Raw genomic sequence first — 25013 nt, forward strand, 5'->3', positions numbered from 1 at the left:
GCGGCGCAGAGGAAGATCTGGACGCTGACCCTGCATCCCGGCAAGATGCACGCCATGATGCCGCATCGCTCCCTTTCCGCTTCCCTTAACCGGCTGGTCTGTGGGGCCTTGCTGGCACTGGTGCCGCTGAACCCGGGCCCGTCTGCCGCCCAGACTGCCCCCGAGGCCGAAGCCGCGCTGCGCAATGCCGCCTTTGAAGGGGCGCAGTGGATCATGTTTTCCTCGGCCGCGCGCGCGGTGGCGGGGGTGGGGGCGCGGCTGGCGGCGGGGGATGATGCGCTTGGCGCGCTGATCCGCGAACGGCAGGATCTGGAACTGCTGATCCAGTCGGCCATTGCAGCACAGGATGCCGCGCTTGCCGAGGGGGCCGACCCCGACACCGCCCGCGAAACCCTTCGCGGATACCGGGCGCGTTTTTCGGAACTTGAAACCGAACTGGCCGCGCGCTTTCCCGATTACGCCGAATTTTCGGTGCCGCGCCCGATGGGTCTTGCCGAGACCCGCGCCCTTCTGCGCGAAGGGGAGGCGCTGGTCCTGATCCTGCCGGGGCCAACCGGCAGCTATGTCTGGGCCGTCAGCCGCAGCGCCGACGACTGGGCGCGGTCGGATCTGGGGCGCGAGGATCTGGCGAACCATGTGCGGACCCTGCGCCGCACGCTGGACCCGACCGGCCCCGCCCGCAGTGCCGCAGCCCTGACCGCCGATGACCAGACCGAAGGGTTCGACCGGCATCTGGCCCATGCGCTTTACACCGGTCTTCTGGCCGGGCTGGAACCGGTTCTGGACGGCGCGACGCGGGTTTATGTCGTGACCGAGGGGCCCTTGGCGTCATTGCCGCTGTCGGTGCTGGTGACCGCGCCGCCAACGGGGGAGGACCGCGACATGGCGGCGCTGCGCGCGACCGAATGGCTGATGCGGCGTCATGCGCTGGTCACGCTGCCCTCGGTCACCAGCCTGCGCAGCCTTCGGGCAGGTCAGGCCGGGACTGGTCCTGCAGCCCCACCGCGCGAGCCGCGCTTTGTCGGCATCGGCGCGCCGCTGCTGGCGGGGGCCGAGGGCGGCACGCTGGTCATGGCGTCACGCGGGGGGGTGGTGTCGGGCGTGTTCGGCGATCCAGACGCGATCCGGGCGCTGCCCGCGCTGCCCGGAACGGGGCGCGAATTGCGCGCCATTGCGCGATCCTTTCCCGTGGGTCGGGCGCATTTGCTGCTGGGGGATGCGGCACGGGAATCGCGCCTGCCGGGCGCAGGGCTGGAGGCGGCAACGATCCTGTCCTTCGCCACCCATGGGCTGGTTTCCGGGGAACTGGAGGGGCTGACCGAGCCTGCGCTGGTCCTGACCCCGCCTGCGGTCGCAGGCCCCGGGGATGACGGGCTGCTGACCGCATCCGAGGCGGCCTTACTGCGGCTGTCGGCCGATTGGGTGATCCTGTCGGCCTGCAACACCGCCGCGGGGGAGGATCTGGGCGCGGAAAGCCTTTCCGGGCTGGCGCGCGCCTTCTTCTTTGCGGGCGCGCGCAGTCTGCTGGTCTCGCATTGGCCGGTGCGGGACGATGCGGCGGCGGCGATGGTGTCGGATGCGGTACGCCATTCGGCGGGCGGCATGGGCCGGGCCGAGGCGCTGCAATCGGCGATGATCGCCCTGCTGGAACGCCCGCGCGGCGGCTTTGCCCATCCATCCGCCTGGGCGCCTTTCGTGCTGGTAGGGGAAGGAGATAATTGATCTTTTACAGTATATTGCTGAATTTAATTCAGAAAATACATGAAGCTGAAGATCAGTAATCCGACACCACCAGCAGGGCCTCTGTCGGCCGCCCCATCGCCGCCGCCCATGCGATATCGACGAACAGCAGATAGCGCCAGTTATCGCGTTGCAGCAGTTGCAGGCTGCCCCTGGCCTCACCCGTCGGATCGGCAAAGGACAGCCGCGCGGCTATGGCTGCCGCGAGCGACATGACGGCAAAGGCTGCACCCGGCTCTCCGCCGATGGCAAGGGTGAAAGCCGCCTGCCAAAGCCATTGCGCCGAGGTGTAATGTCCTTCGGCGGCGATGGTGGGAACATAGCGCAAGGCATCGGCCATAAGCCATGCAGCGGCCTCGTGATTGCCATTGTCGCGGGTTTGCAGGGCCGGGCCGAACACATGGGGATCGGTCCATCCCCGGGCGGGAAGCGGATCGCCCGTTTCCGGAATGACAAAGCTGCGGGTCGGGTGCCGGGCCAGAAGCGCCTCGGCCCGGGCATTATCCCCCCCGGCCCGCGCATAGGCGGCCTCCTGCACCTCGGACACCGGATCGCTTCCCGGGTCCCGCTCCAGCGCCGCGCGCAGTTCCATCAGGATATCGGCGGCGGCAAGGCTTTGCCCGTCGCGATGCACAAGCCGCGCGCGCCGCATCCACAGTGATTCCCATTTGGAGTTATCCGATACCCGTTCGATCATCGCCATGCTCAGCCGGTCGGCGGCGCCCAGATTGTCGGTATCCATGATGTCGCGCAGCAGGTGGTCAAGTTCGGCGGGCAGGTCGTAGCGGTCGGGAAAGCGCGCGGGATCCAGAAAATCGGCAATGGCACGGTCCACCAGCGCGTCATAGGCGGCCGGTGCCGTGGGGTCGCCGCCCCGAAAGGCCGCGCGCAGATCCAATCTGCGCCAGCGCAGTGCGTCCCGGGGGGGCAGGGCATCTATCAGACCGCGTTCCGCCATTTCCGCCGCAATTTCGCGCAGACGGGCAAAGCGGTTGGCCTTCAGGGCGTAGTCCATCGCGCTCAGCCCGTGCTGCGGCGCGCGCCCCGTCAGCCATGCGCGGTCCAGATAGGTTGCGGCCTCCATCGGATAGCTGCTTCCCAGATCATGGCCCTGACTGGCGAAATGGCGGGCAAGCGGGGCGGTTTCCCCGGGCATATGACGGGCGAAGAAGTCACGGGCCAGATCGTCGAGATCGGCGCGGGAAAGCCCGTAGAATCGGGATGCGGCGGGGCCGTCGCTGCGCGAGGTGATATCCTCGGCGCAGGTCAGCCCGGCACAGGCGCGCGCACGGTCCAGATAGGCGGTTGCCGGTCCGGTATTGCCAAGGGAAAATTCCATCGCGGCCAGATCGGCCAGCAGACCGGCAATCCGGCGGTCGGTATAGGCTTCGCCCTGCGCGAGGTTCAGCGCGCGCAGGAAGGTTTCACGCGCGACGGCATGGGAGGTGTCATCGCTGGCGCGGCCCTGGGACCAAAGCAGGCGCGCCTCGATCACCAGCCCAAGCAAGCGGTCTTCGGGGCCCCCCTCGGCCAGCGTCAGCGCCAGTGGCAACAGGGATGGCAGGTCGCCGTTCAGCCAGATGAAGTAATGACGGCTGGCGCGGCGGGCGAAGTCGGAAAGCTCTGCATCCGGGGTAAGGGTGGCCAGCAGTGAGGCGGTCCGAAGATTGGTCAGGGCGATATCCTGGGGGGTCTGCGCCTGAAGCGACCCACCCCAAAGCTGCACCATCAGGGCAAGCGCCAACACCGGGCGGCCCAACATGCCACGGGCAAGCCGTGGAAGGGCAAACAGGGGGCGGGCAGGGTGGCGGGCGCGCATGGGCAGGTCCGATCTGTGGGTCCGGTTGGCCGAGTCAATCCGGGAATGGCGCCCCGGATCAAGTGACAAATCCCGTTACCCGCCCTGAACCGGGCCTCCGCGCTTCCGGCGGTGCCCTTTGCCCGGGCAATGCGCCTTGCGGGTGCTGCGGGAGACGTCAAGGCCATGTTCTGTCCCGCACATCCCCCTGTGCACCCCCTAAATCCGGCTTCACTTGGCTGTTGCAAAGCACTATTCTTCAGACATGTTTTCATTGTTAGCGGTTTCCTGAACATGACGATCATGCAGAATGCCCATCCGCAGCGCCGCCCCGTCGTGGGGATCATCGGCAATCTGGGGGTGATGAATGACGCCTATCCCGTCCATGCCAGCGGCACGATGAATATCGAGGCTGTGGCGCGCGTTGCCGGTTGCCTGCCGCTGATCCTGCCAACGGATCCGGGTTTTGTCACCGTGGATGAACTGCTGGATCTCTGCGACGGGTTTTTGCTGACGGGCGGGCGGCCCAATGTCCACCCGTCGGAATATGGCGAGGAGGAAACCCCCGCCCATGGCGCCTTTGACCGCTGCCGCGATGCGATCACGCTGCCGCTGGTGCGGGCCTGTGTCGAACGCGGACAGCCTTTCCTTGGCATCTGCCGCGGCTTTCAGGAGGTGAATGTCGCCATGGGTGGCGCGCTGCATCCCGAGATCCGCGAATTGCCGGGGCGCATGAACCACCGCATGCCGCCCGATGGCACGATCGAGGAAAAATTCGCCCTGCGCCACAAGGTGACATTTACCGAGGGTGGACCGTTCCACCACCTGATGGGCGCGCAGGAGGTGATGACCAACACGCTGCACGGGCAGGGCATTTCGCGCGCCGGGGCGCGGGTGGTGGTCGACGGTCAGGCGCCCGACGGCACGCCCGAGGCGCTTTATATCAAGGATGCCCCGGGGTTCACCCTGTCGGTGCAATGGCATCCCGAATGGAATGCGGCGAATGACCCGGTGTCACGCCCGCTGTTCGAAGCGTTCGGCGCAGCGGCGGCGTCCTATGCCCGCACGCGCCGCGTGCAGCACGCCTGATCGCGCTTTCCCTGCATCGCCCTGCGTGGCAAGTCTGCACGCAGGGTGGGCAGGGAGGTGGAGATGAAGCGCAGCCAGATCAACCAGATCATGCAGGCGGCAGATGACCTGATCCGCCGCCATGGGTTTGTGCTGCCGTCCTTCGCGCGCTGGTCGCCGGCGGACTTCGCTGCGCGCCTTGATGCCGGGTTCATCCGGTCGGCGCGGATGGGCTGGGATATCACCGATTACGGGCTGGGGGATTTCGATCGCACGGGGCTGTTTCTGTTTACCCTGCGCAACGGGCTTTTGTCCGATCTGCAGCGGGGGGGCGGCATGTGCTATGCCGAAAAACTGCTGATCTCGCGGCAGGATCAGCTTTCACCGATGCATACGCATAGTCTGAAGGCTGAAGATATCATCAACCGGGGCGGGGCGACGCTGGTGGTGGAACTGTTTGGGTCGGATGACCGGGGCGGCTTTGCGCCGGATCGCGGTGGCGTTGTTCTGTGCGACGGCATCCCGCGCCCTTACGGCCCGGGCGAAAAGCTGCGCCTTGCGCCGGGGGAAAGTGTCACACTGAAACCCGGCGACTGGCATGCCTTCTGGGGGGAAGGCGGCGATGTGCTGATCGGTGAGGTCTCGACCGTCAATGATGACGAGACCGACAATATCTTCCGCGAACCGCTGGGGCGCTTTGCCGCGGTGGAGGAGGACGAGGCCCCCCTTCACCTGCTGGTCAGCGATTACGCGCGCTGGCTGGACTGACCCTGACCGATCACTGACCTGTCAGGGTGTTCCGGCGGCCTCTGATTGCGGGATCACGACCGGCGTGGCGTCGGATTGCGCGCTTTCCGGCTGGCTGGGCGCTGCGGGCTGCACCGTCGGGGCGCGCGCCGCAACGTCCGGGGCAGCGGCCGGGCTGGCCGGGCTGGCCGGGGAGGATGATCCTGCGGCCGGGGCTTGCGGTCCGGGTGCCGTGTTCTGCGGCGCCGAAATGCCGGTTGTCGCGCCCGTTGACGGGGGGACGGCGGCCGCCGGGGGCGTCGCAGTGGTGGCGGGGCCTTCCGGCAGGCTGGCCGGAACCATCGTTCCGGTCGAAGTGCCAGACTCGGCCACGGCGGGTGTTGCGGCCTCGGGTTCGGGCGCGGGTTTCTTCTTCACCGGTGCGGGCGGCGGCACACGCAGTTTCGCGGGGCGCGTGCCATCGGCATTCAGCACCAGAACCTGCGCGCCACGCTGCACGCGGGTTTCAAGGTCGATCACATCCTGATGGATCATGCGGATACAGCCCGAGGAGGCCCGTTTGCCGATCGACCACCAGTCGGGCGTGCCATGAATGCGATACCCGTAATCGCGCCCGTTCGACAAAAGATAGATCGCCCGCGCGCCCAGCGGATTGGTCGGGCCACCGGGTTGCCCGTTCGCCCATTTCGACAGTTTCGGATCGCGGTCGATCATTTCCGGCGGCGGGGTCCATGTCGGCCAGTTGCGGGTCTGGCTGACCACCGCATCCCCGGCCCAGTCAAACCCCTGACGCCCCACCGAAATGCCATAGCGGATCGCCTTTCCGGGGCCGGTGATGAAATAGAGGAATTTCTGCCCCGGATGGATCACGATGGATCCGGGCGGCATGTCCGAGGCATAGTCAATTTCCTGCCGACGGTATTCTACGGGCAGTTTTTCCAGCGGCACGGCGGGCAGTTTATGCGGCCCGTCCGCGCGGCTCAGATAAGCGGTTTCGGCGGGTTCCACCGGTGCCATGCGCGCCGCAACCTCGGGTGAAGGCGGCTCAACCGTGGCGGGAACGCAGGCGGCAAGGGCCAGCATCACCGGCAGGGACAGAACGGCGGCGGAACGGGACAGACGGAAACATGACATGACAGGGCCTTTGCTATCCGCCGGGGCGGAGAGGGAAATTTCCCTCTTGCTATGCCATCCGTGCAGAAGGGTCAAAGCACGCGCGACGGCGGGACGGCACCATCGGCGGAAAATCACGAACTCGTGTGCGCCGGAAGCGCCGAAATCAGGTGACCCGCGCCCGCTGGCGGTATTCCGGGCGATCCCAAAGCCCGCCTTTCAGGATTGCTGCAAGGGTGGAAATCGCGCGGTCCACATCCGCCTCATCGGTGTAGAGCGGGGTAAAACCAAACCGCAGGATATCGGGCGCGCGGAAATCGCCGATCACCCCTTCGGCGATCAGCGCCTGCATGATTGCATAGCCTTCAGGGTGGCGGAATGACACCTGCGATCCGCGCGCCTTGTGGTTCCGCGGTGTGGCAAGGGTCAGATCGGGGCAGGTGGCCTCAACCCCCGCGATGAACCGGTCGGTCAGCTGCAGCGACCGCGCCCGCAGATCGGCCATATCCACGCCGTCCCAGATATCGAGCGCTGCATCAAGGGCGGCAAGCTGCAGGATCGGCGGGGTTCCGACGCGCATGCGTTCCACCCCTGCGCCGGGGCGATAATCCAGATCGAAGGCGAAAGGCGCCTCATGCCCCAGCCAGCCCGACAGCGCCGGGCGCGCGCGGTCCTGATGGCGGGGGGCAACATAGATGAAGGCCGGGCCGCCCGGACCGGAATTGAGGTATTTATAGGTGCAGCCCACGGCAAAATCCGCCCCGCCGCCCGCCACATCCACCGGCAGCGCGCCCGCACTATGCGCCAGATCCCAGACCACCAGCGCCCCCGCCGCATGGGCCGCAGCCGTCAGCGTAGGCATGTCATGGCGCCGCCCCGTGCGGTAATCCACTTCGGTCAGCATCAGGACGGCCACGGTTTCGTCGATATGATCCGCAACCGCCTCGGGGGCGACAGTCTTCAGCCGGTAGTCTTCACCCAGAGTGCGGCACAGCCCCTCAGCCATATACAGGTCCGACGGGAAATTGCCCGTATCGGACAGGATCACCCGGCGGTCGGGCACCATTTCCAGCGCCGAGGCCAGCGCCTGATAGACCTTGATCGACAATGTGTCGCCCATCACCACCGAATCCGCCTCGGCTCCGATCAGCCGTCCGATGCGATTGCCGATGCGCATGGGCATTTCCATCCATCCGGCGCGATTCCACCCCGTAATAACCATCTGGCCCCATTCCGCCGTCACGGTCTGCGCGACCCGCGCAGCGGCGGCGCGCGGCAGCGGACCCAGCGAATTGCCGTCCAGATAGGTCACGCCCTCGGGCAGGTCGAACAGTGCGCGGGTTGCCTTGAAATCGGTCTGCATCGGGCCCTCCGGATGGTTTGCGTCATTCAAGCGGGTGCATGGATTAATTTCAAGTTTGAAATGTCAAACCGGGCTGTCCGCCGGGGGTGCCGTGCCAAAAGTTTCCGCGCGTCGCAATTGCCGCGCAACGCTTCGGTTTCGGGCATCGCGTCTTGTGAAATGAAATTGCGCGGTGTTTAAGGAACGCTGCACAAGACAACCGGCGCAGGACGCTGTGTCGCAATACGGGGGATAATCATTTGAAAATCGGGGCTCCGAAGGAGATTTTCGAAGGCGAGAATCGCGTCGCCATGACACCGGATTCCGCGCTTCAGCTGCAAAAGCTGGGCCATGCTTGCGTGATCGAGGCGGGGGCAGGGACAAAGGCCGGGTTTTCGGATGCCGCCTATGCAGCGGCGGGGGTTGAGGTGTTGCCGACGGCGGCGGCGGTCTTCGCGGCGGCGGATGTCTTGGTCAAGGTGCGCGGCCCCGAAGAGGCCGAGGCACGTCTGCTGCGCGAAGGGCAGACGCTGATTTCCTTCTTCTGGCCTGCACAGAATGAAACGCTGCTGAAGCTGGTTGCCGAACGGCGCGCAACCGTGGTGGCGATGGATATGGTCCCCCGGATCAGCCGTGCGCAGAAAATGGATGCGCTGTCCTCGATGGCCAATATCGCGGGCTATCGCGCAGTGATCGAGGCGGGCAACAATTTCGGCCGCTTCTTCACCGGTCAGGTGACGGCAGCAGGCAAGGTGCCGCCCGCCAAGGTGCTGATCGTGGGTGCGGGCGTGGCAGGGCTTGCCGCCATCGGCACCTCGACCAGCCTTGGCGCGATCACCTACGCCTTCGATGTGCGCCCCGAAGTGGCCGAACAGATCGAGAGCATGGGCGCGGAATTCGTCTTTCTGGACTTCGAGGATGCGCAGGACGGAGCCGCCACGGGGGGCTATGCCGCGCCCTCCAGCCCTGAATTCCGCGAAAAGCAGCTTGCGAAATTCCGCGAACTGGCCCCCGAGGTCGATATCGTCATCACCACCGCGCTGATCCCGGGCCGGCCTGCACCCAAGCTCTGGACCGAAGATATGGTCCGCATGATGAAGCCCGGTTCGGTTGTGGTCGATCTTGCCGCCGAGCGGGGTGGCAATTGCGACCTGACCGTGCCGGACGACAAGATCGTGACCGAAAACGGCGTGACCATCGTCGGCTATACCGACTTTCCCAGCCGGATGGCCGCGCAATCCTCGACGCTTTATTCCAACAATATCCGCCATATGCTGACCGATCTCACGCCGAAGAAAGACGGCGTGATCAACCACAACATGGAGGATGACGTGATCCGCGGCGCCACGGTGGCGCATCAGGGCGCGGTGACCTTCCCGCCGCCGCCGCCCAAGGTGGCGGCCATTGCCGCCGCCAAGCCGAAACCGAAAGCGGTGGAACTGACGCACGAGCAAAAGCGCGCGCAGGAGGTTGCCGCCTTCAAGGCGCAGACCCGCAATCAGGTCACGTTGCTGGCCGTGGGCGGCGCGCTGCTGCTGGGGGTGGGGCTTGTTGCGCCCGCCAGCTTCATGCAGCATTTCATCGTTTTCGTGCTGGCGGTTTTCGTGGGCTTTCAGGTCATCTGGAATGTCAGCCACAGCCTGCACACGCCGCTGATGGCGGTGACCAATGCAATCTCCTCGATCATCATTCTGGGCGCGCTGATGCAGATCGGATCAGGGTCATGGCTGGTCATCCTGCTGGCGGCACTTTCGGTCTTCATGGCCGGTATCAACATCTTCGGGGGCTTCCTCGTGACCCGGCGCATGCTCGCCATGTTCCAGAAATCCTGAGGAGGAGGGGCTAATGGATTACGGTTTCACCACCGCCGCCTATGTCGTCGCGGCCATTCTGTTCATCCTGTCGCTGGGGGGGCTTTCGGGACAGGAAAGCGCCAAGCGCGCGGTCTGGTATGGCATGGCCGGCATGGCGCTGGCGATCATCGCCACGCTGATCGGGCCGGGCTCGGGCCTGTGGCTTTTGTCTCTGGTCCTGATCGTTGCGGGCGGCGCCATCGGCTGGACTGTCGCCAATCGCGTGCAGATGACCGAGATGCCGCAGCTTGTTGCGGCCATGCACAGCCTTGTCGGTCTGGCGGCGGTCTTTGTCGGCTTCAACGCCGATATCGAACTCAGCCGCGTGCTGGCCATGGATCCGGCCGCGCGGGCGGGGCTTGAGGGCTTCGCTGCCGTTCTGGCCAAGAAATCCGCCGTCGAGATCAATATCCTGCGGGTTGAGGTTTTCCTTGGTGTCTTCATCGGCGCGGTCACCTTCACCGGGTCGGTCATCGCCTTTGGCAAACTGGCGGGCAAGGTCGATACGGCCGCGAAGAAACTGCCGGGCGGGCATCTGCTGAATGCTGCCGCCGCCATCGGTTCGGTTGTTCTTGGCGTGATGTATTTCAACGATGCGGGCATCTGGACGCTGGTACTGATGACGCTGCTGGCCTTCTTCATCGGCTATCACCTGATCATGGGGATCGGCGGGGCCGACATGCCGGTGGTCGTGTCGATGCTCAACAGCTATTCCGGCTGGGCGGCAGCGGCGATCGGCTTCAGCCTTGGCAACGACCTTCTGATCGTGGTCGGCGCGCTGGTCGGCTCTTCCGGCGCGATCCTGAGCTATATCATGTGCAAGGCGATGAACCGCTCCTTCATCTCGGTCATTCTGGGCGGCTTCGGCGGCCCGGCGGGTGAACAGATGGCGGTTGAGGGCGAACAGATCGCCATTGATGCCGAAGGCGTCGCCGCGGCGCTGAATGACGCGGACAGTGTCATCATTATCCCCGGCTATGGCATGGCGGTGGCGCAGGCGCAGCAATCGGTCAGTGAACTGACCCGCAAGCTGCGCGCAAGGGGCAAGACTGTGCGTTTCGCCATCCACCCCGTCGCGGGCCGTCTGCCGGGGCATATGAATGTTCTGCTGGCCGAGGCGAAGGTGCCCTATGACATCGTTCTGGAGATGGATGAGATCAACGAGGATTTCCCGTCAACCGACGTGGCCATCGTCATCGGCTCGAATGACATCGTGAACCCCGCCGCGCAGGAAGATCCGAACAGCCCCATCGCCGGCATGCCGGTGCTTGAATGCTGGAAGGCGAAACAGGTGTTCGTGTCCAAGCGCGGGCAGGGCACGGGCTATTCCGGCATCGAGAACCCGCTGTTCTACAAGGAGAACACGCGGATGTTCTATGGCGATGCGAAGAAGAGCCTTGATGCGCTGCTGCCGATGATCGACTGATCGGGGCGCATAGAGAGAAAGCAAAGGCCCCCCGCGTGGGGGCTTTTGTCGTTTCAGGGGTCAGGGTTTGGTTTGGGGGGCGGGTGGTAGGCGTCGGGGTCTGATTGCCATTTTTGCCATTCGGTTTCGTATGCGGGTTCGTAGTCAGCTGGCAGTTGCCAGTCGGGCCAGTGGTCAGGGCGGGGGATGCCTTCGGGCAGTTTCACCGATGCATCGCCAAAGGTTGAATTGACCTGTGCCTCCGAGATCGCGACGGCTCGATAATCCACATCCTTCAACGCGGCACCTCGAAGAGTAGTCGCATTGAGGGAGGTGTTCTGATCCATCTGCGCCCACAGGAGGAACGCCCCCTCCATCCGCGCTTCCCCGAGGCGCGCGCCCTCCATCCGTGCCTCAAAGAGGAACGCCCCCTTCATCCGTGCCCCCCAGAGGTTCGCCCCCTCCATCCGCGCCTGATCGAGGTCCGCCCCCTCCATCCGCGCTTCCCCGAGGTGCGCGCCCTCCATCCGTGCCTCCCAGAGGTTCGCCCTCTCCATCCGCGCGTTCCCGAGGTCCGCCCCCTCCATCCGCGCCCGCGTGAGATTTGCCTTTTCCAGCCGCGAGAACGCGAGGTTCGCCCCCTCCATCCGCGCCTGCGAAAGGCTCGCCCCCTCCATCCGCACTCCCCGGAGATTGGCCCCGTCCAATCTAGCCCTAGTTAGAAATGCCCCAGAAAAAACCGCATCCGACCCATCCGGTTGTTTCGCCGCCATATCCGCGCCTTGCAGGTTGGCCCCGCGCAGGTCCAGCCTGTAGCCGCGATAATTGCGCAGACTTTCCCCCCACGTTTCCACACCCGCCCTGAACGTATCGAGCGCGGCCGCGCCCAAGGGTGTGTCGCCCGGTTCATCCGGCGGTCTCTTGAAATCGGTATCGAAGGGCCAGATCGTGTCCTTGGTCGGGGGGGCGGGCCATGTCGCCTCCACCCGACGCTGATCGGCACTTCGTCGCCCTATCACGGTCAGCGCAAGTTGCACATCGGCGCGGGGTTTGGGTAGGGTTTGCGCCCATTGCCGCGCTTTTCCATCATTGAATTTGTCGCCAAACCTGTCCTGTCGCTTGCGGATATGTTCGGCGCGTTCTTTTTCGGTTGGATCGTACTTCAGTGGCTCCCATTCACCGAAATCATGGTCCACCGGCTTCCGAGCGTTGGAATTCTCGCGGATATAGGCACAAAGGATTTCCATGACCCGCACATGATCTCGCCCCTTGTCATGCGTGGTCGAATCTTGCGCGATGCGTTCAAGGGACAGGATCGCGCCAATGCGGACCTCGATATTGGGGACGGTGCGTTCTGCCGGGACAGGTTTGCCGCTTTCGTCCATCGTGTAGACTTTTTCAACTTTCTCCGCCCCCAACTGCTCCACCGCTTTCGTGATGCGGTCGGTCATATGGCCTTCCTGCTCCAGCCGGTTGGTGTGGTGTTTGAGCCATGTGCCATAAATGACAAACGGCGCACCCAGAAAGGCCGCGATCAGCGCGCCGAGGCCGAGGGAGCCGGTGGTGAGGGGGGAGTCCTCTACACGATTGAACACCTGCCAAAGCGCCAGCAATGTGCCTGCCAGCAGCCAGAGCCATGCCGCTCCCAGCACCCAAGCCAGCGCGGTCAGCCAGCCCGCCATGCCGCGCGCCTCCCGTCCCGTGCCTTGCAGCATCAACCAGATCAGCGCGGACAGGGTCGCAAGGCCAAGCGCGGCAATCAGGACGTCGAGACCGGCCCATGTCAGGAACGGCAGCGTCAGGGTCACGGGATCGGTGTTCATGGGCGCTCCGCTTTCGGTTCGATGCAGCCTAGAACCTTCGGCCCTGCCGCTCAATCATCCTTGCCGGTTGTGGCGCACTCAACCCCGGCGTGGCCGAAATACCAGTGTGCAATTGTGTGCCGTGACGGCGCGCGCTTGACGCTTCCCTGACAGCGGCGGGGCGGTAAGATTTGCGGCAAATCAGGAAGGCCCGCATGTCTGAAACCGATGACCACCCCCTGCGCTATGCGCTGGTGAACGAGCTTCACGCCCGCCCCTTTCCGGTGCTGTCGGCACCCTGCCATGCGGTTTATGTCGCGATCAAGGAACCGCTGGACGCCGCCAATCGCGACCGGGACCGCGACCGCGCGCATCTGCTGGATCTCCTGGACCGGCACGGCTCGGCCCATCCGCAGCCCGAGGCCACGCATTTTTCCGGCCCCATCGGCCGGCATGAGCTGAAATGGGAAAGCCATACCGAATTCGTGACCTATTCCGCCTTCGGCAAGGGGCTCTCTGACCGCCCTTTTGATCCGGCCGAGGCAGGGGTCTTTCCGGCGGGCTGGCTGGCGGCGGCACCGGGCAAAAGGCTGGTCTCGGTCCTGATCCGGGTTGAGGAGATGCCCGCGCAGGAAAGCGATATGCTGGGCCGGCTTGAGGACTGGTTCGTGCCCGAAAGTCTTGCCGCCGCGCGGATCCTTGATGGATCGGCGGTTATCGCGGGGGATTTCCGTATCGACCCGGCGGGGCATATGCGCTTTGCGGTTTTCGTGGCCCCGGGCACCGGAGCGCGCCGGGTGGGGCGCATCGTGCAGCGGATCTGCGAGATTGAAACCTATCGCGCCATGTCCATGCTGGGCCTGTCGCGCGCAAGGTCGCTTGGTTCGCGGCTCAACCGGCTGGATCCGCAATTGTCGGCGCTGGTCTCGGGGCTGGATGGCAGCGATCAGTCGCCCGAACAGGCACTGCATGCGCTGCTGGGCATCTCGGCCGAACTGGAACGTCTGGCGGTGCAGTTCTTCTTCCGCTTCGGCGCGACCGAGGCCTATGAGGCCATCGTGAACCAGCGCATCGCGGTGCTGCGCGAGGCCCGGATCGGGGGGCGGCAGACCTTCGCGGAATTCATGATGCGGCGCTATGATCCGGCGATGCGCACGGTGAAATCCGCCGAAGGGCGGCTGCGCAGCATGTCCGAACGCGCCGAACGGGCGGCAGAGCTGCTGCGCACCCGTGTCGATGTCGAACGCTCCTCGCAGAACCAGCGGCTGCTGGAAAGCATGGACCGCCGCGCCGATCTGCAATTGCGGCTGCAGCACACGGTCGAGGGGCTGTCAGTCGTGGCGATCAGCTATTATGCGGTCAATCTTGCGGCCTATCTGGTCTGGCCGCTGACTGATCCGCTGGGCCTGTCAAAGGGTATGACCATGGCAGCACTGACGCCCCTTGTGATCGGCGCGGTCTGGCTGATGGTGCGGCGCATCCGCAAGTCCTTTCACTGACGGGCCGCGCGCGGCTGCCGGTCGCCGGGGGTTTTGCACCCCCGGACCCCCGCAGGATATTTCAGGACAGAAAAATCCGCGTGCCCCTTTTTCTGTCTGAAAATATCCTCAGGGGGTGAGCCCGGAACGGGCGAGGGGGCGCGAGCGCCCCCTTTTTTGTGTCAGCGGCCCCGGATCCGCGGATCCAGCGCATCGCGCAGCCCATCCCCGATATAGTTGATCGACAGCACCAGCGCCGACAGGGCGATGGCGGGCCAGATCACCCGTTCGGGGCTGAGATTAATATAGGCCAGACCGTCATTCAGAAGCCGCCCCCAGGTCGGGAAATCGGGAGGAAATCCAAGACCCAGAAAGGACAGCGCACTTTCCGTGATGACGGCATTGGCCACCCCCAGCGTGGCCGAAACCATGATCGGCGACATGACATTGGGCAGGATATGGCGCAGGATCATCCGCCGCGCGGGCGTTCCGATAGACCTCGAGGCCAGCACGAATTCGCGTTCCTTCAGCGCCAGCACATCGCCCCGCACGATCCGCGCGGTCTGCATCCATGAGGTGACGCCGATGGCGACAACGATCAGCGCGAAGATACCGCCCTCGGGCCCGAAACTGCCCACCAGCGGTTCCCGGAACAGCATCACCATCAAAAGCAGCAGGGGCAGCAGCGGCAAGGCCAGAAACAGATCGGTCAGCCGCATCAGCGGCCCGTCGATGCGGCGGAAATACCCCGCCAGAACCCCGATCAGCGTGCCCAGCAGGATCGACAGCGCCATGGCCGTCATGCCGACCGCGATGGTGATCTGCCCGCCCGCGAACAGCCGCGCCAGCATGTCGCGGCCCAGTTGATCGGTGCCCAGCGGATGGGCAAGTGAGGGCGGCTGATCGCGCATGCGGATATTGATGAAGGTCGGATCCACCCCCCAGAGCCATGGCCCCGCCAGCACCGAGAACAGGGTCAGCGCAAGGATGACCGATCCGATCAGCGCGCCCTTGTGGCTGCGGAACTGGTCCCAGACATCCCACCACTGGTTGCGGGGCGGGCGTGCGGCGGCAAGGCTGTCGGGCAGATCAGTCATAGCGGATCCTCGGATCGAGAAGACCGTACAGCAGATCGGCGATCAGGTTGAACAGCACGATCAGGATGGCGAAAATGAAGGATATGGTCAGAACCATCGGCGCGTCATTGCCCTGGATCGACAGCAAAAGCTGCTGGCCCAGCCCGTTCACCTTGAACACGTTTTCGGTGATGATCGCGCCGGTAAAGACCCCCGGCACGCCCAATGCGATGACCGTGACCACAGGGATCATTGAATTGCGCAGCACATGTTTCAGAATGACCACCCGTTCCGACATGCCCTTGGCGCGCGCGGTTCGGACATAGTCCTGCGTCATGTTGTCCAGCATCGAGGCGCGCATGTAGCGGCTGATCTGGGCGGCATTGTAAAGCGCGAGCACAAAGACCGGCATGACCATCTGCCGCATCTGCTTGACGAAACTGGGCCAGTCGGTGACCTGCAACGTGGTGTCATAGATCGAGGGGAACCAGCCCAGCCAGACCGAAAAGACCACAATCAGCATGACCCCGGTCACGAAGGTCGGCACCGAGAACCCGACCATCGAGATGAAGGTGCCGATCTGGTCGAAGACCGAATATTGCCGGTAGGCCGAGATGATGCCGATGGGCAGCGCGATCAGAACGCCGACGACATAGCCCATGCCGACCACGATCAGGGTCTGGGGCATCCGCTCGGCGATGGTGTCAAAGACCGGCGCGCGGGTCTGGAAACTGATGATCCTCTGGCTGCCCTGCGCCAGATCGGTGCCGAACAGTGCGTCGATCCAGTAGGACGGTTCGGTCACGAAAAGATTGTAGAGCCAGAGCGCATAGCGCACATGCATCGGTTCCCCCAACCCCAGAGATATGCGGATCTTTTCGCGCACCTCGGGGGGGATGGTCAGCGGCATGTCGGCCACGGGATCGCCAGGAGCAAGCTCCAGCAACAGGAAAATCACCAGCGAGATGAAAAGCAGTGTGGGAACCGCCATCAGCAGACGGCGAAGGGCAAAGGTCAGCATGGCGCGCCTCGGGTCATGACTGGCAAAGGGAACCGTTGGGCAGGGGCCTTTGCAGGCGCCTGCCCGGTTTCAGTCGCATCAGGACCGGATCACTTGACCCGGTACCAGTCCGCGACGTTCCACATTTCCGAATCCCATGTGTTCAGGCTGACGCCGCCCAGCGAGTTTGAATGGGCGGAAACCCGGCCGCGATCGACCAGCGGGATGATTGTGTAGGTATCCTTGGTCAGGATCTCGTTCAACCGGATCGCCAGTTCCTGCCGCCGCGTGATCTCACCCGTGCGGGCCAGTTCCTCGACCACTTCATCATAGGCCGGGTCACAGAAGCGGTTGACGTTTTCACCTTGCCACTGCGTCTCGGGCCGGGGGGCCTTGTCGCATGTGTATGAGGCCAGATAGGCCTGCGGATCGGTGCCGTCGAAGTTGTTGGCATACATTTCGACATCGGCATAGAATTTCTGGAATGTATCGGGCGATCCGGGATCAGCCCCGAAGAACACCGAACCCGCGACATTCTTCAGTTCCGCCTCGACGCCGATTTCCGACCACCACTGCTTGATCAGCGCCTGAAAATCCTGACGCACGGCATTGGTCGAGGACTGGAACAGCAGTTTCAGCTGCATCCCGTCCTTTTCGCGGATGCCGCCCGCGCCGACGGTCCAGCCCGATTGCTCCAGCAGCGCCTTGGCGCCCTCGATATCCTGCACCATGCAATCGGTATTGGGCGAGGCATAGGCGGCAGGGGCCGGAACAAGGTTGCAGGTCGCACGGCCCGCCTGACCATAGCCGATCTCGGTCAGGATCTCACGGTCGATGGCCATGGAAATGGCCTTGCGCACATTCAGGTCTGACAGGATCGGATGCGGATGTTTCGCGGTCGATCGTTCCCCTTCGGGCAGGGACGGATCGGCCCAGGTCATGTTGACCTCGATGCGTTCGACCAGCGTGCCAAAGGCGGAAATCGCCTTGCCCTTGCCGGCCGCGGCCATGCTTGCGATCACGGTCGGGGCCAGTTGCAGGTTCCAGGCATAGTCGAATTCGCCGGTCTCCAGAACCGCGCGGCCTGCCGCCTCGGCATCACCGCCGCCCTTGAAGGTCATTGTCGCAAAGGCCGGTTTCGCCGGGTCGCGGTAATTCGGGTTGGCCTCAAGCTGGATCACGTCATTGGTGCGGAAATCCACCACCCGGAAAGGGCCGGTGCCGATTGGTCCGAAATTGGCATCGGTGCATTCAGGGGCCTTGGTGCCAAGACAGTTTTCGAATTGCGCCTTTTGCAGGATCGGCGACTGGCCGCCCACCATGGGGCCGTAGGGATTGGGCTGCGCATCCTCAAAGCTGATCTTGATCGTCAGATCGTCCACCGCCTCGACATTCGACACGCCGTTATATTTGGAAAGCTGTGCGCAGCCGCCTTCGGGATGGGTGCAATACTGCCATGTGAAAACCGCATCCTCTGCGGTGACGGGCGTGCCATCGGACCACAAAAGGTCCGGCTGCAGTTTCCATGTTATGGATTTCAGATCCTCGGACACGCCGCCATTTTCAAGTGTCGGGATTTCCTCGGCCAGAAACGGCACCAGAACGCCCTCGGGATTGTAGCGCGCCAGCGGTTCCAGAATGATCGAGGAGGCTTCGACATCCTTCGTGCCGCCCGACAGGAACGGGTTCAGGATCGAGGGCGCCTGCCAGTAGATCACATTCACATTGCCATCGGTGCCGCGTTCGGCCTGTGCCATCGGCGCGAAGGCAAAGGCGGCCGCCGCGCCCAGAAGGGCGGTTCTCATCTTCATCGGGTCTCTCCTTGCTGGTTGGGCTCGGGCACCGTTCCGGCGCCGAATGTGCCGCCGGTTGAACCGGCGGTCTTGAAATCTGACAGGGGGCGGACAAGGTGACAGGCCACGAAACGGCCGGGCAGAACCTCGGCCAGTTCGGGCTTCACCTCATGGCACTGGGGCTGCACTTCGGGGCAGCGGGTGCAGAAATTGCAGCCCCGCGGCGGATTGGCCGGTGAGGGCACATCGCCCTGCAGGATGATGCGCCGCCGTGTCGACTCACGCATCGGGTCGGGTTCGGGCACCGCGGACAGCAGCGCCTTGGCATAGGGATGCAGCGGGCGGGCATAAAGATCGTCGCGGGGCGAAAGTTCGGCAATGCGGCCCAGATACATGACCGCAACCCGGGTCGCGATATGGCGCACCATCGACAGGTCATGGCTGATGAACAGATAGGTCAGGCCCAGCTTTTCCTGCAGATCCTCCAGCAGATTGACCACCTGCGCCTGTATCGAGACATCCAGCGCCGCGATCGGTTCGTCGCAGACGATGAATTTCGGGTTCAGCGCGAGCGCCCGCGCAATGCCGATGCGCTGACGCTGACCACCCGAAAAGGCATGGGGATAGCGGTTGGCAAAGGCGCGGTTCAGCCCGACCGCATCCATCAACTCATGCACGCGCTCCTGTTTGCGCGCGCGGCTCCAGTCGGTATGCTCCTCCAGCGGTTCGGCGATGATCGCGGCGACCGTCATGCGGGGGTTCAGGCTGGCCTGCGGATCCTGAAACACCATCTGCATTTCAGGGCGCTTGCGGCGCAGCCGTTCGGGCGACAGGGTTGCGATATCCTCGCCGCCGATCCGCACCGATCCGGCGGTCGGTTCATAAAGCCGCAGCACCGCACGTCCCACGGTCGACTTGCCGCAACCGGATTCGCCGACCAGCCCCAGCGTTTCCCCCGCCGCAATGTCGAAGCTGACCCCGTCCACCGCCTTTACATCGCCGGTATGGCGCCGCAACAGGCCGGTATGGATGGGAAAATAGATCTTCAGATCGCGCACCCTGACCAGCGGTTCCACCAAGGGGGACGGGCGGGCGTCAAGCATGGGCAGGCTCCGCGCTATGGGCCCAGTGGCAGGCGCTGTCATGGCCCTGACCGGTCGGCAGCCCGTCATGCGGCAGGCGCTGGGGGTTCTCGACCCGGCAACGATTCGAGGCATGGCCGCAGCGCGGGCAGAAGGAACAGGCCGAGGGGCTGGCCGACAGGATCGGCGGCTGCCCTTCGATCACGCGCAGGCGGCGGTCACGCTGGCCGCGCAGTGCAGGGATCGTCTGCAACAGCGCGCGGGTATAGGGATGGCGCGGATCGGCGAACAGCGCACGGACCGGTCCCTGTTCCACCACCTGCCCGCCATACATCACCATCACCCGGTCGGCGATGCCCGCGATCACGCCCAGATCATGGGTGATCCAGATGATCGCCATGCCCAGTTTTTCGCGCAGATCCTTGACCAGTTCGATGATCTGCGCCTGAATCGTCACATCCAGCGCCGTGGTCGGTTCATCCGCGATCAGCACTTCGGGATCGCAGGCCAGCGCAATCGCGATCATCACGCGCTGGCGCATGCCGCCGGAAAACTGATGCGGGTAATCCCCCAGCCGTCGCCGTGCATCGGGAATGCCGACCAGTTCCAGCAATTCGACCGCCCGTTCGGTGGCCCGGGCGCGGTCCATGCCCATATGGGCGCGCAGGGGCTCCATGATCTGGTTGCCGATTGTAAAGACCGGGTTAAGGCTGGTCATCGGGTCCTGAAACACGAAACCGATCCGCCGCCCGCGCACCGCCCGCAGGCTTTCGGCATCAAGCTTCAGCAGATCCCGTCCCCCCAGCAGAACCTCACCGCCGCGGATCTCGGCCGGGGGGGAGGGCAGCAGCCCGAGAAGTGACATCATCGTGACGGACTTGCCCGATCCGCTTTCGCCCACAACGCCCAGCAATTCACCGGGGCGCAGATGGAAGCTGACGGAATTGACGGCGTGAACCTCACCCCCGCGGGTGCGGAACACCACCTGCAAGTCCCGCACGTCCAGAACGGGCGCAGCCCTGTCGGGCATGAGGACACTCCCATGTCGTTGTTCTTCTTGTTTTTATCCGGGTTTTCCCTTGCGGGTCCGGGCTATGTGTCAAAGTGTCAGCTATTTTCTGTCATCCGGCAACATTCTTTCGCACCTTGGGCGAATTCCGTGCCGTCACACGCCCTTGCGGCCTTGACCTGCCTGCCGGGCAGGCGCAGTTTCGCCCCGTCTGATGGAGATCTGCACATGTCTGCCGCCCGAACCGCCCCCCAGCCGATGACCGCCGCCCCGATGACCGCGCGCCAGATTCTGGATCGGCTGGTGGCCTTTCCGACCGTCAGCCGCGACAGCAATCTCGATCTCATCGCCTGGGTCGAGGCCTATCTTGCCAGTTACGGCGTGACCTCGGAACGGGTCTGGAATGAGGACCGCACCAAGGCCGCGCTGTTTGCCAATGTGGGCCCCGGCCTGCCGGGCGGTGTCATCCTGTCAGGGCATAGCGATGTCGTGCCGGTGGACGGTCAGGACTGGACATCAGACCCCTGGACCGTGACGGAACGCGAGGGTCGGCTTTACGGGCGCGGCACCTGCGACATGAAGGGCTTTCTGGCACTGGCACTGGCTGCCGTGCCCAAGGCGCTGGCCGCCGGGGTGAAGCGCCCGCTGCAACTGGCCATCAGCTATGATGAGGAAGTGGGCTGCACAGGCGCGCCCCCGATGATCGCCCGGATAGTCGAGGCCCTGCCACGCGCAGCCGCCGTGGTGGTCGGAGAGCCATCGCGGATGCGGCTGGTGAACGGGCATAAGGGCGGCACTGGATTTCGCGTGCATGTGAAGGGGTTTGAGGTGCATTCCTCGCTGCTGCCAACCGGCGTTTCGGCGATCATGGAGGCGGCAAGGCTGGTCACTTGGGTCAATGACCAGAATGCCGCAATCATGGCCGCAACCCCCGGCACGATGGCGGCGTTGTTTCATCCGCCCCATACGACGCTGCATGTCGGCCGGATCGAGGGCGGCACCGCCCATAACATCACCGCCGCCGATTGCCGCTTTCTGATGGAAAGCCGCGTTGTGCCCGGCGAATCGGCGGAAGGCTGGGCGCAGGCCTTCGAGGCCGAGGCCGCGCGGCTGGATGCGGATCTGAAGGCAAGGCGGCCCGGGGCAGGGGTCACGGTTGAACGGTTCTTCAACGTGCCCGCCCTGACCCCCGAAACCGACGGCGCGGCCGAGGCACTGGTGCGCCGCCTGACCGGCGACAATGGCAGCGATGTCGTGTCCTATGGCACCGAGGCGGGGCATTTTCAGGCCGTGGGCCTGTCCTGCGTGGTCTGCGGGCCGGGCGATATCGCACAGGCGCATCAGGCCGATGAATATCTGGAGTTGTCGGAATTTCAGGCCGGCGAACGATTCATGGATGCCCTGATCCGCGAGTTGGCCGCATGACCACGCCCGATACTTACCCCGACACCCCTTTTGACCGCACGGCGCTGACCCATACCGGACCACTGCCCGAGGCTGTGGATGTGGTGGTGATCGGCGGCGGCGTGATCGGCGTCATGGCCGCCTGGTATCTGGCCGAGGCGGGGCAGTCGGTGCTGCTCTGCGAAAAGGGCCGCATCGCCGGGGAACAATCCAGCCGCAACTGGGGCTGGATCAGGCAACAAAACCGCGATCTGGGCGAATTGCCGGTCATGGTCGAAAGCCTGCGCCTGTGGAAGGGGCTCGCGCAGCAACTGGGCGAGGGGCTGGGCTTCCGCCAGACCGGTGTCACCTATCTGGCCAATAGCGAGGCTGATCTTGCGGGGTTCGAACGCTGGTGCCCGCATGGGGCGGCGGCGGGATGCGGCACGGTGATGTGGTCGAAGGCCGAAACCGCCGCGCGTATGGGCTCGGATCTGTGGTTGGGGGCGATGCATACCGCGTCAGATGCGCGGGCCGAACCCTGGGTCGCGGTGCCCCTGATCGCAAGGGCGCTGGCGGAAAAGGGTGTCATGATCCGCGAGGGCTGCGCAGTGCGCGTACTGGATGTGCAGGCAGGCCGCGTGACGGGCGTGGTGACCGAGGCCGGGCCTGTGCGTGCAGGTCAGGTGCTGCTGGCCGGGGGGGCATGGTCGGCGCTGCTGGCCCGCGCCCATGGCGTGACCATCCCGCAGCTTTCGGTTCTGGCCTCGGTCGGGGCGACGGTTCCCATGCCCGAGATCCATGCCGGGCAGGCGGGCGACAATCATATGGGGCTGCGCCGCCGCGCCGATGGTGGCTATACGATCGCGCCGGGATCGGAGCATGATTTTTTTATCGGCCCCGATGCATTCCGCAATTTTACAAAATATCTCAAGGTGCTGCGGCAAGACTTTCGATCAACCCATTTCCGGGGCGTGGCACCAAAGGGCTATCCCGATGGCTGGACCACGCCGCGCAAATGGCAGGCCGACCACCCTGGCCCGTTCGAGGCGATGCGCATCCTGAACCCCGCGCCGAACCTTGCCAGCCTTGGCCGCGCGCAGGACCAGTTCGCCCGCGCATGGCCCGCACTTGGGCGCCCGAAATTCGCCCGCGTCTGGGGCGGCATGATCGACACGATGCCCGATGTCGTGCCGGTGGTCGATAACGCGCCGCTGCCGGGCCTGACCATCGCCACGGGGATGAGCGGCCATGGTTTCGGCATCGGGCCGGGCATGGGCCGGGTGCTGGCCGATCTGATGCTGGGCCGCCCCACGGGCCATGATCTGTCGCGCTTCCGGTTTTCGCGCTTCACCGATGGCTCGCCGATCCGTCCGGGGCTTTACGGCTGACCCTTGCGGGACGGGCGGCTTCGGGTCAGGCTGGCCGGGAAACCGGAACCATGGAGACCCCCATGCCTGTCAAGAACCGCTTTGCCGAGATGCTGCCCGAACTGACCGCGATCCGCCGCGATTTCCATGAACATCCCGAATTGCTGTTCGATGTCCAGCGCACCGCCAGAAAGGTCGCCGATCTGCTGCGCGACTATGGCTGCGATGAGGTGGTGGAAGGGATCGGCCGCACCGGTGTTGTCGGCGTCATCCATGGCAAGACCGACAGCGCGGGCCGGGTGATCGGGCTGCGCGCCGATATGGATGCGCTGCCGATCACCGAAATCACCGGCGCGGACCACGCCTCGAAAACCCCCGGCAAGATGCATGCCTGCGGCCATGACGGCCATACGACGATGCTGCTGGGGGCGGCGAAATACCTGTGCGAAACCCGCAACTTCGACGGCAAGGCTGTGGTGATCTTCCAGCCCGCCGAAGAGGGCGGCGGTGGCGGGCGCGAGATGTGCGCCGATGGCATGATGGAGCGCTGGAACATTCAGGAGGTTTACGGCATGCACAACATGCCCGGCATTCCGGTCGGCACTTTCGCGATCCGCCCCGGCGCGATCATGGCGGCAGCCGATCAGTTCGACATCACCGTGACCGGCAAGGGCGGCCATGCCGCCAAGCCGCATGACTGCATCGACACTACGCTGGTCTCGGCCCATATCATCGTCGCGCTGCAGACCATCGCCTCACGCGGGGTCGATCCGCTGAAGCAGGTCGTCGTCTCTGTCTGCGCGGTGCAAACCGACAGCACAGCGCATAACGTGATCCCGCAGGTGGTGAAACTGCGCGGCACGGTGCGCACGATGGATCCGGCCGTACAGGATTTCGTCGAACGCCGGATTTCCGAGATTGCCGCAGGCACGGCGGTCGCCCTTGGCGCGCAGGCGGCGGTCGATTACCGGCGCGGATATCCCGTGACGGTGAATGCCGAGGTCAATACCGGCTTTGCCGCCGAGGTGGCGCGCGAGGTTTCGGGGCAGGTCGATACCGATACCGCCCCCCTGATGGGGGCCGAGGATTTCAGCTTCATGCTGAATGAACGCCCCGGCGCCTATATCTTTTTGGGCAATGGCGATACGGCCATGGTGCATCACCCGGCCTATGATTTCGACGACAATGCCATCCCCTTCGGGTCAAGCTGGTATGCGGGCATGGTCGAACGGCGGATGCCCGCAGCCTGAAGGTCGGGGCGCGCGCCGTCAGGGCAGCAGCCGTCCGGCAAGGGCGGGCAGGTCGTCGTAATGCGCCAGCAGCGCATCGGGGGCCAGCCGGGCCACGCCTGCCCCTTCGGGGCCGAAGGCGACCAGCACTACCGGAACGCCCGCCGCGCGGGCGGTGTCACGGTCGGTCACCGTGTCCCCGATCAGGATGGACCGCGACGGATCCCCGCCCGCGCCCTGCACCGCCGCGCGGTAAGGGGCCGGGTCGGGCTTGCGCACCGGCAGGGTATCGGCCCCCACCAGCGCCCCGAAAAGATCGGTTATACCCAGCCGCTGACACAGGGTGCGGGCCAGCCCCTCGGGCTTGTTGGTGCAGATCGCGGTTGTAAATCCGGCGGATCGCAGCGCCTCGACCGCCCCGACAGCGCCGGGGTAAAGCCGTGTCGTCACGTCGATTGCCCCGGCATAGGCCTGCAGGAAGACAGGGAAATGCGCATCAATATCCGCCTCGGTCCAACCCGGCCCGATCCGCGACAGGGCCAGCCGCAGCATGGCACGTCCGCCCGCAAAGGCCGTCAGCATATCCTGCGCGGGGTCCAGCTGCGGCGGATGGCCCGCCGTCGCAAGGCAGGCATTGGCCGCCGCGATCAGATCGCCGCTGGTATCGGCCAGCGTGCCGTCGAGATCGAATACCACCGTCCGCATGATGCCTTACCCCTTTGCTC

At 64.8% G+C, this 25013-nt stretch carries 19 protein-coding genes; 9 read left to right on the forward strand and 10 right to left on the reverse strand.

What is annotated here, in order from left to right; genetic code table 11:
• The first annotated feature begins 54 nt into the window (after window positions 1-54).
• Entirely contained in the window at window positions 55-1722 is a 1668-nt protein-coding gene (locus JL811_RS07835) for a CHAT domain-containing protein (protein WP_202687964.1), read from the forward strand.
• Window positions 1723-1774: 52 nt separating this feature from the next.
• Here the strand turns inward: JL811_RS07835 and JL811_RS07840 are convergent, their stop codons facing one another.
• Window positions 1775-3559 carry a hypothetical protein gene (locus JL811_RS07840; protein WP_202687965.1) on the reverse strand — a complete coding sequence of 595 codons (1785 nt, stop codon included), beginning with the start codon at window positions 3557-3559 and terminating at the stop codon, window positions 1775-1777.
• 273 nt (window positions 3560-3832) lie between these two features.
• On the opposite strand from JL811_RS07840, the gene JL811_RS07845 reads away from it, so the two are divergent.
• Window positions 3833-4627 carry a gamma-glutamyl-gamma-aminobutyrate hydrolase family protein gene (locus tag JL811_RS07845; RefSeq protein ID WP_237684881.1) on the forward strand — a complete coding sequence of 265 codons (795 nt, stop codon included), beginning with the start codon at window positions 3833-3835 and terminating at the stop codon, window positions 4625-4627.
• A 63-nt stretch (window positions 4628-4690) separates the two neighbouring features.
• Window positions 4691-5374, forward strand: coding sequence for a D-lyxose/D-mannose family sugar isomerase (locus tag JL811_RS07850; protein ID WP_202687966.1), 684 nt, complete (start codon window positions 4691-4693; stop codon window positions 5372-5374).
• 21 nt (window positions 5375-5395) lie between these two features.
• Here the strand turns inward: JL811_RS07850 and JL811_RS07855 are convergent, their stop codons facing one another.
• Window positions 5396-6487 carry a L,D-transpeptidase gene (locus JL811_RS07855; protein WP_237684882.1) on the reverse strand — a complete coding sequence of 364 codons (1092 nt, stop codon included), beginning with the start codon at window positions 6485-6487 and terminating at the stop codon, window positions 5396-5398.
• A gap of 145 nt (window positions 6488-6632) precedes the next feature.
• Window positions 6633-7829 (reverse strand): kynureninase, encoded by a 1197-nt coding sequence (gene kynU / locus JL811_RS07860; protein WP_202687967.1) that lies wholly within the window; start codon window positions 7827-7829, stop codon window positions 6633-6635.
• Between the two features lie 239 nt (window positions 7830-8068).
• Between kynU and JL811_RS07865 the strand changes: the two genes are divergently transcribed.
• Both JL811_RS07865 and JL811_RS07870 read left to right on the forward strand, forming a co-directional pair.
• Complete coding sequence (locus JL811_RS07865; protein WP_202687968.1) at window positions 8069-9640, forward strand: Re/Si-specific NAD(P)(+) transhydrogenase subunit alpha; 1572 nt, start codon at window positions 8069-8071, stop codon at window positions 9638-9640.
• 13 nt (window positions 9641-9653) lie between these two features.
• Entirely contained in the window at window positions 9654-11087 is a 1434-nt protein-coding gene (locus JL811_RS07870; protein WP_202687969.1) for an NAD(P)(+) transhydrogenase (Re/Si-specific) subunit beta, read from the forward strand.
• A gap of 53 nt (window positions 11088-11140) precedes the next feature.
• Here JL811_RS07870 and JL811_RS20150 read toward each other — a convergent pair whose 3' ends face one another.
• The gene (locus tag JL811_RS20150; protein WP_202687970.1) at window positions 11141-12748 is read right to left on the reverse strand and encodes a pentapeptide repeat-containing protein; all 1608 of its coding nucleotides are present in this window, start codon (window positions 12746-12748) and stop codon (window positions 11141-11143) included.
• Between the two features lie 335 nt (window positions 12749-13083).
• Here JL811_RS20150 and JL811_RS07880 point away from each other — a divergent pair, with 335 nt between their 5' ends.
• The gene (locus JL811_RS07880) at window positions 13084-14367 is read left to right on the forward strand and encodes a DUF3422 family protein (protein WP_202687971.1); all 1284 of its coding nucleotides are present in this window, start codon (window positions 13084-13086) and stop codon (window positions 14365-14367) included.
• 161 nt (window positions 14368-14528) lie between these two features.
• Here JL811_RS07880 and JL811_RS07885 read toward each other — a convergent pair whose 3' ends face one another.
• The 5 genes from JL811_RS07885 to JL811_RS07905 all read right to left on the reverse strand — a co-directional run bounded on the left by JL811_RS07885 (window position 14529) and on the right by JL811_RS07905 (window position 20327).
• Window positions 14529-15443: an ABC transporter permease gene (locus tag JL811_RS07885; protein WP_202687972.1), complete on the reverse strand. Its 915-nt coding sequence runs from the start codon at window positions 15441-15443 to the stop codon at window positions 14529-14531.
• Window positions 15436-16443 (reverse strand): ABC transporter permease, encoded by a 1008-nt coding sequence (locus tag JL811_RS07890; RefSeq protein WP_202687973.1) that lies wholly within the window; start codon window positions 16441-16443, stop codon window positions 15436-15438. The genes JL811_RS07885 and JL811_RS07890 overlap by 8 nt, the downstream gene beginning before the upstream one ends.
• Before the next feature lie 89 nt (window positions 16444-16532).
• On the reverse strand, window positions 16533-18233 hold the full coding sequence (locus JL811_RS07895; RefSeq protein ID WP_202687974.1) for a peptide ABC transporter substrate-binding protein: 1701 nt from the start codon (window positions 18231-18233) through the stop codon (window positions 16533-16535).
• On the reverse strand, window positions 18230-19318 hold the full coding sequence (locus tag JL811_RS07900) for an ABC transporter ATP-binding protein (protein WP_202687975.1): 1089 nt from the start codon (window positions 19316-19318) through the stop codon (window positions 18230-18232). The genes JL811_RS07895 and JL811_RS07900 overlap by 4 nt, the downstream gene beginning before the upstream one ends.
• Complete coding sequence (locus tag JL811_RS07905) at window positions 19311-20327, reverse strand: ABC transporter ATP-binding protein (RefSeq protein WP_202687976.1); 1017 nt, start codon at window positions 20325-20327, stop codon at window positions 19311-19313. Before JL811_RS07905 ends, JL811_RS07900 begins: the two co-directional genes overlap by 8 nt.
• Window positions 20328-20534: 207 nt before the next feature.
• Between JL811_RS07905 and argE the strand changes: the two genes are divergently transcribed.
• The 3 genes from argE (at window position 20535) to JL811_RS07920 (ending at window position 24309) form a co-directional block, all read left to right on the forward strand.
• Entirely contained in the window at window positions 20535-21731 is a 1197-nt protein-coding gene (gene argE / locus JL811_RS07910) for an acetylornithine deacetylase (protein WP_237684883.1), read from the forward strand.
• Window positions 21728-23080, forward strand: coding sequence for an NAD(P)/FAD-dependent oxidoreductase (locus tag JL811_RS07915; RefSeq protein WP_202687977.1), 1353 nt, complete (start codon window positions 21728-21730; stop codon window positions 23078-23080). Before argE ends, JL811_RS07915 begins: the two co-directional genes overlap by 4 nt.
• 62 nt (window positions 23081-23142) lie before the next feature.
• Window positions 23143-24309 carry a M20 aminoacylase family protein gene (locus JL811_RS07920; RefSeq protein WP_202687978.1) on the forward strand — a complete coding sequence of 389 codons (1167 nt, stop codon included), beginning with the start codon at window positions 23143-23145 and terminating at the stop codon, window positions 24307-24309.
• 18 nt (window positions 24310-24327) lie between these two features.
• Here JL811_RS07920 and JL811_RS07925 read toward each other — a convergent pair whose 3' ends face one another.
• Window positions 24328-24993: an HAD-IA family hydrolase gene (locus tag JL811_RS07925; protein ID WP_202687979.1), complete on the reverse strand. Its 666-nt coding sequence runs from the start codon at window positions 24991-24993 to the stop codon at window positions 24328-24330.
• Window positions 24994-25013: the final 20 nt, after the last annotated feature.

Source organism: Szabonella alba (genome assembly GCF_016765775.1).
GTDB lineage: Bacteria > Pseudomonadota > Alphaproteobacteria > Rhodobacterales > Rhodobacteraceae > Szabonella > Szabonella alba.

Excerpts from the sequence above, each read along its gene's own strand:
- JL811_RS07905 (WP_202687976.1), bottom strand. The coding sequence starts at position 20,327 with ATGCCCGACAGGGCTGCGCCCGTTCTGGACGTGCGGGACTTGCAGGTG.
- JL811_RS07845 (WP_237684881.1), top strand. The coding sequence starts at position 3,833 with ATGACGATCATGCAGAATGCCCATCCGCAGCGCCGCCCCGTCGTGGGG.
- JL811_RS07840 (WP_202687965.1), bottom strand. The coding sequence starts at position 3,559 with ATGCGCGCCCGCCACCCTGCCCGCCCCCTGTTTGCCCTTCCACGGCTT.
- JL811_RS07880 (WP_202687971.1), top strand. The coding sequence starts at position 13,084 with ATGTCTGAAACCGATGACCACCCCCTGCGCTATGCGCTGGTGAACGAG.
- JL811_RS07920 (WP_202687978.1), top strand. The coding sequence starts at position 23,143 with ATGCCTGTCAAGAACCGCTTTGCCGAGATGCTGCCCGAACTGACCGCG.
- JL811_RS07870 (WP_202687969.1), top strand. The coding sequence starts at position 9,654 with ATGGATTACGGTTTCACCACCGCCGCCTATGTCGTCGCGGCCATTCTG.
- JL811_RS07925 (WP_202687979.1), bottom strand. The coding sequence starts at position 24,993 with ATGCGGACGGTGGTATTCGATCTCGACGGCACGCTGGCCGATACCAGC.
- argE (WP_237684883.1), top strand. The coding sequence starts at position 20,535 with ATGTCTGCCGCCCGAACCGCCCCCCAGCCGATGACCGCCGCCCCGATG.
- JL811_RS07885 (WP_202687972.1), bottom strand. The coding sequence starts at position 15,443 with ATGACTGATCTGCCCGACAGCCTTGCCGCCGCACGCCCGCCCCGCAAC.
- JL811_RS07900 (WP_202687975.1), bottom strand. The coding sequence starts at position 19,318 with ATGCTTGACGCCCGCCCGTCCCCCTTGGTGGAACCGCTGGTCAGGGTG.
- JL811_RS07855 (WP_237684882.1), bottom strand. The coding sequence starts at position 6,487 with ATGTCATGTTTCCGTCTGTCCCGTTCCGCCGCCGTTCTGTCCCTGCCG.
- JL811_RS07850 (WP_202687966.1), top strand. The coding sequence starts at position 4,691 with ATGAAGCGCAGCCAGATCAACCAGATCATGCAGGCGGCAGATGACCTG.
- JL811_RS07890 (WP_202687973.1), bottom strand. The coding sequence starts at position 16,443 with ATGCTGACCTTTGCCCTTCGCCGTCTGCTGATGGCGGTTCCCACACTG.
- JL811_RS20150 (WP_202687970.1), bottom strand. The coding sequence starts at position 12,748 with ATGGCGGGCTGGCTGACCGCGCTGGCTTGGGTGCTGGGAGCGGCATGG.
- JL811_RS07835 (WP_202687964.1), top strand. The coding sequence starts at position 55 with ATGATGCCGCATCGCTCCCTTTCCGCTTCCCTTAACCGGCTGGTCTGT.
- JL811_RS07915 (WP_202687977.1), top strand. The coding sequence starts at position 21,728 with ATGACCACGCCCGATACTTACCCCGACACCCCTTTTGACCGCACGGCG.
- JL811_RS07895 (WP_202687974.1), bottom strand. The coding sequence starts at position 18,233 with ATGAAGATGAGAACCGCCCTTCTGGGCGCGGCGGCCGCCTTTGCCTTC.
- kynU (WP_202687967.1), bottom strand. The coding sequence starts at position 7,829 with ATGCAGACCGATTTCAAGGCAACCCGCGCACTGTTCGACCTGCCCGAG.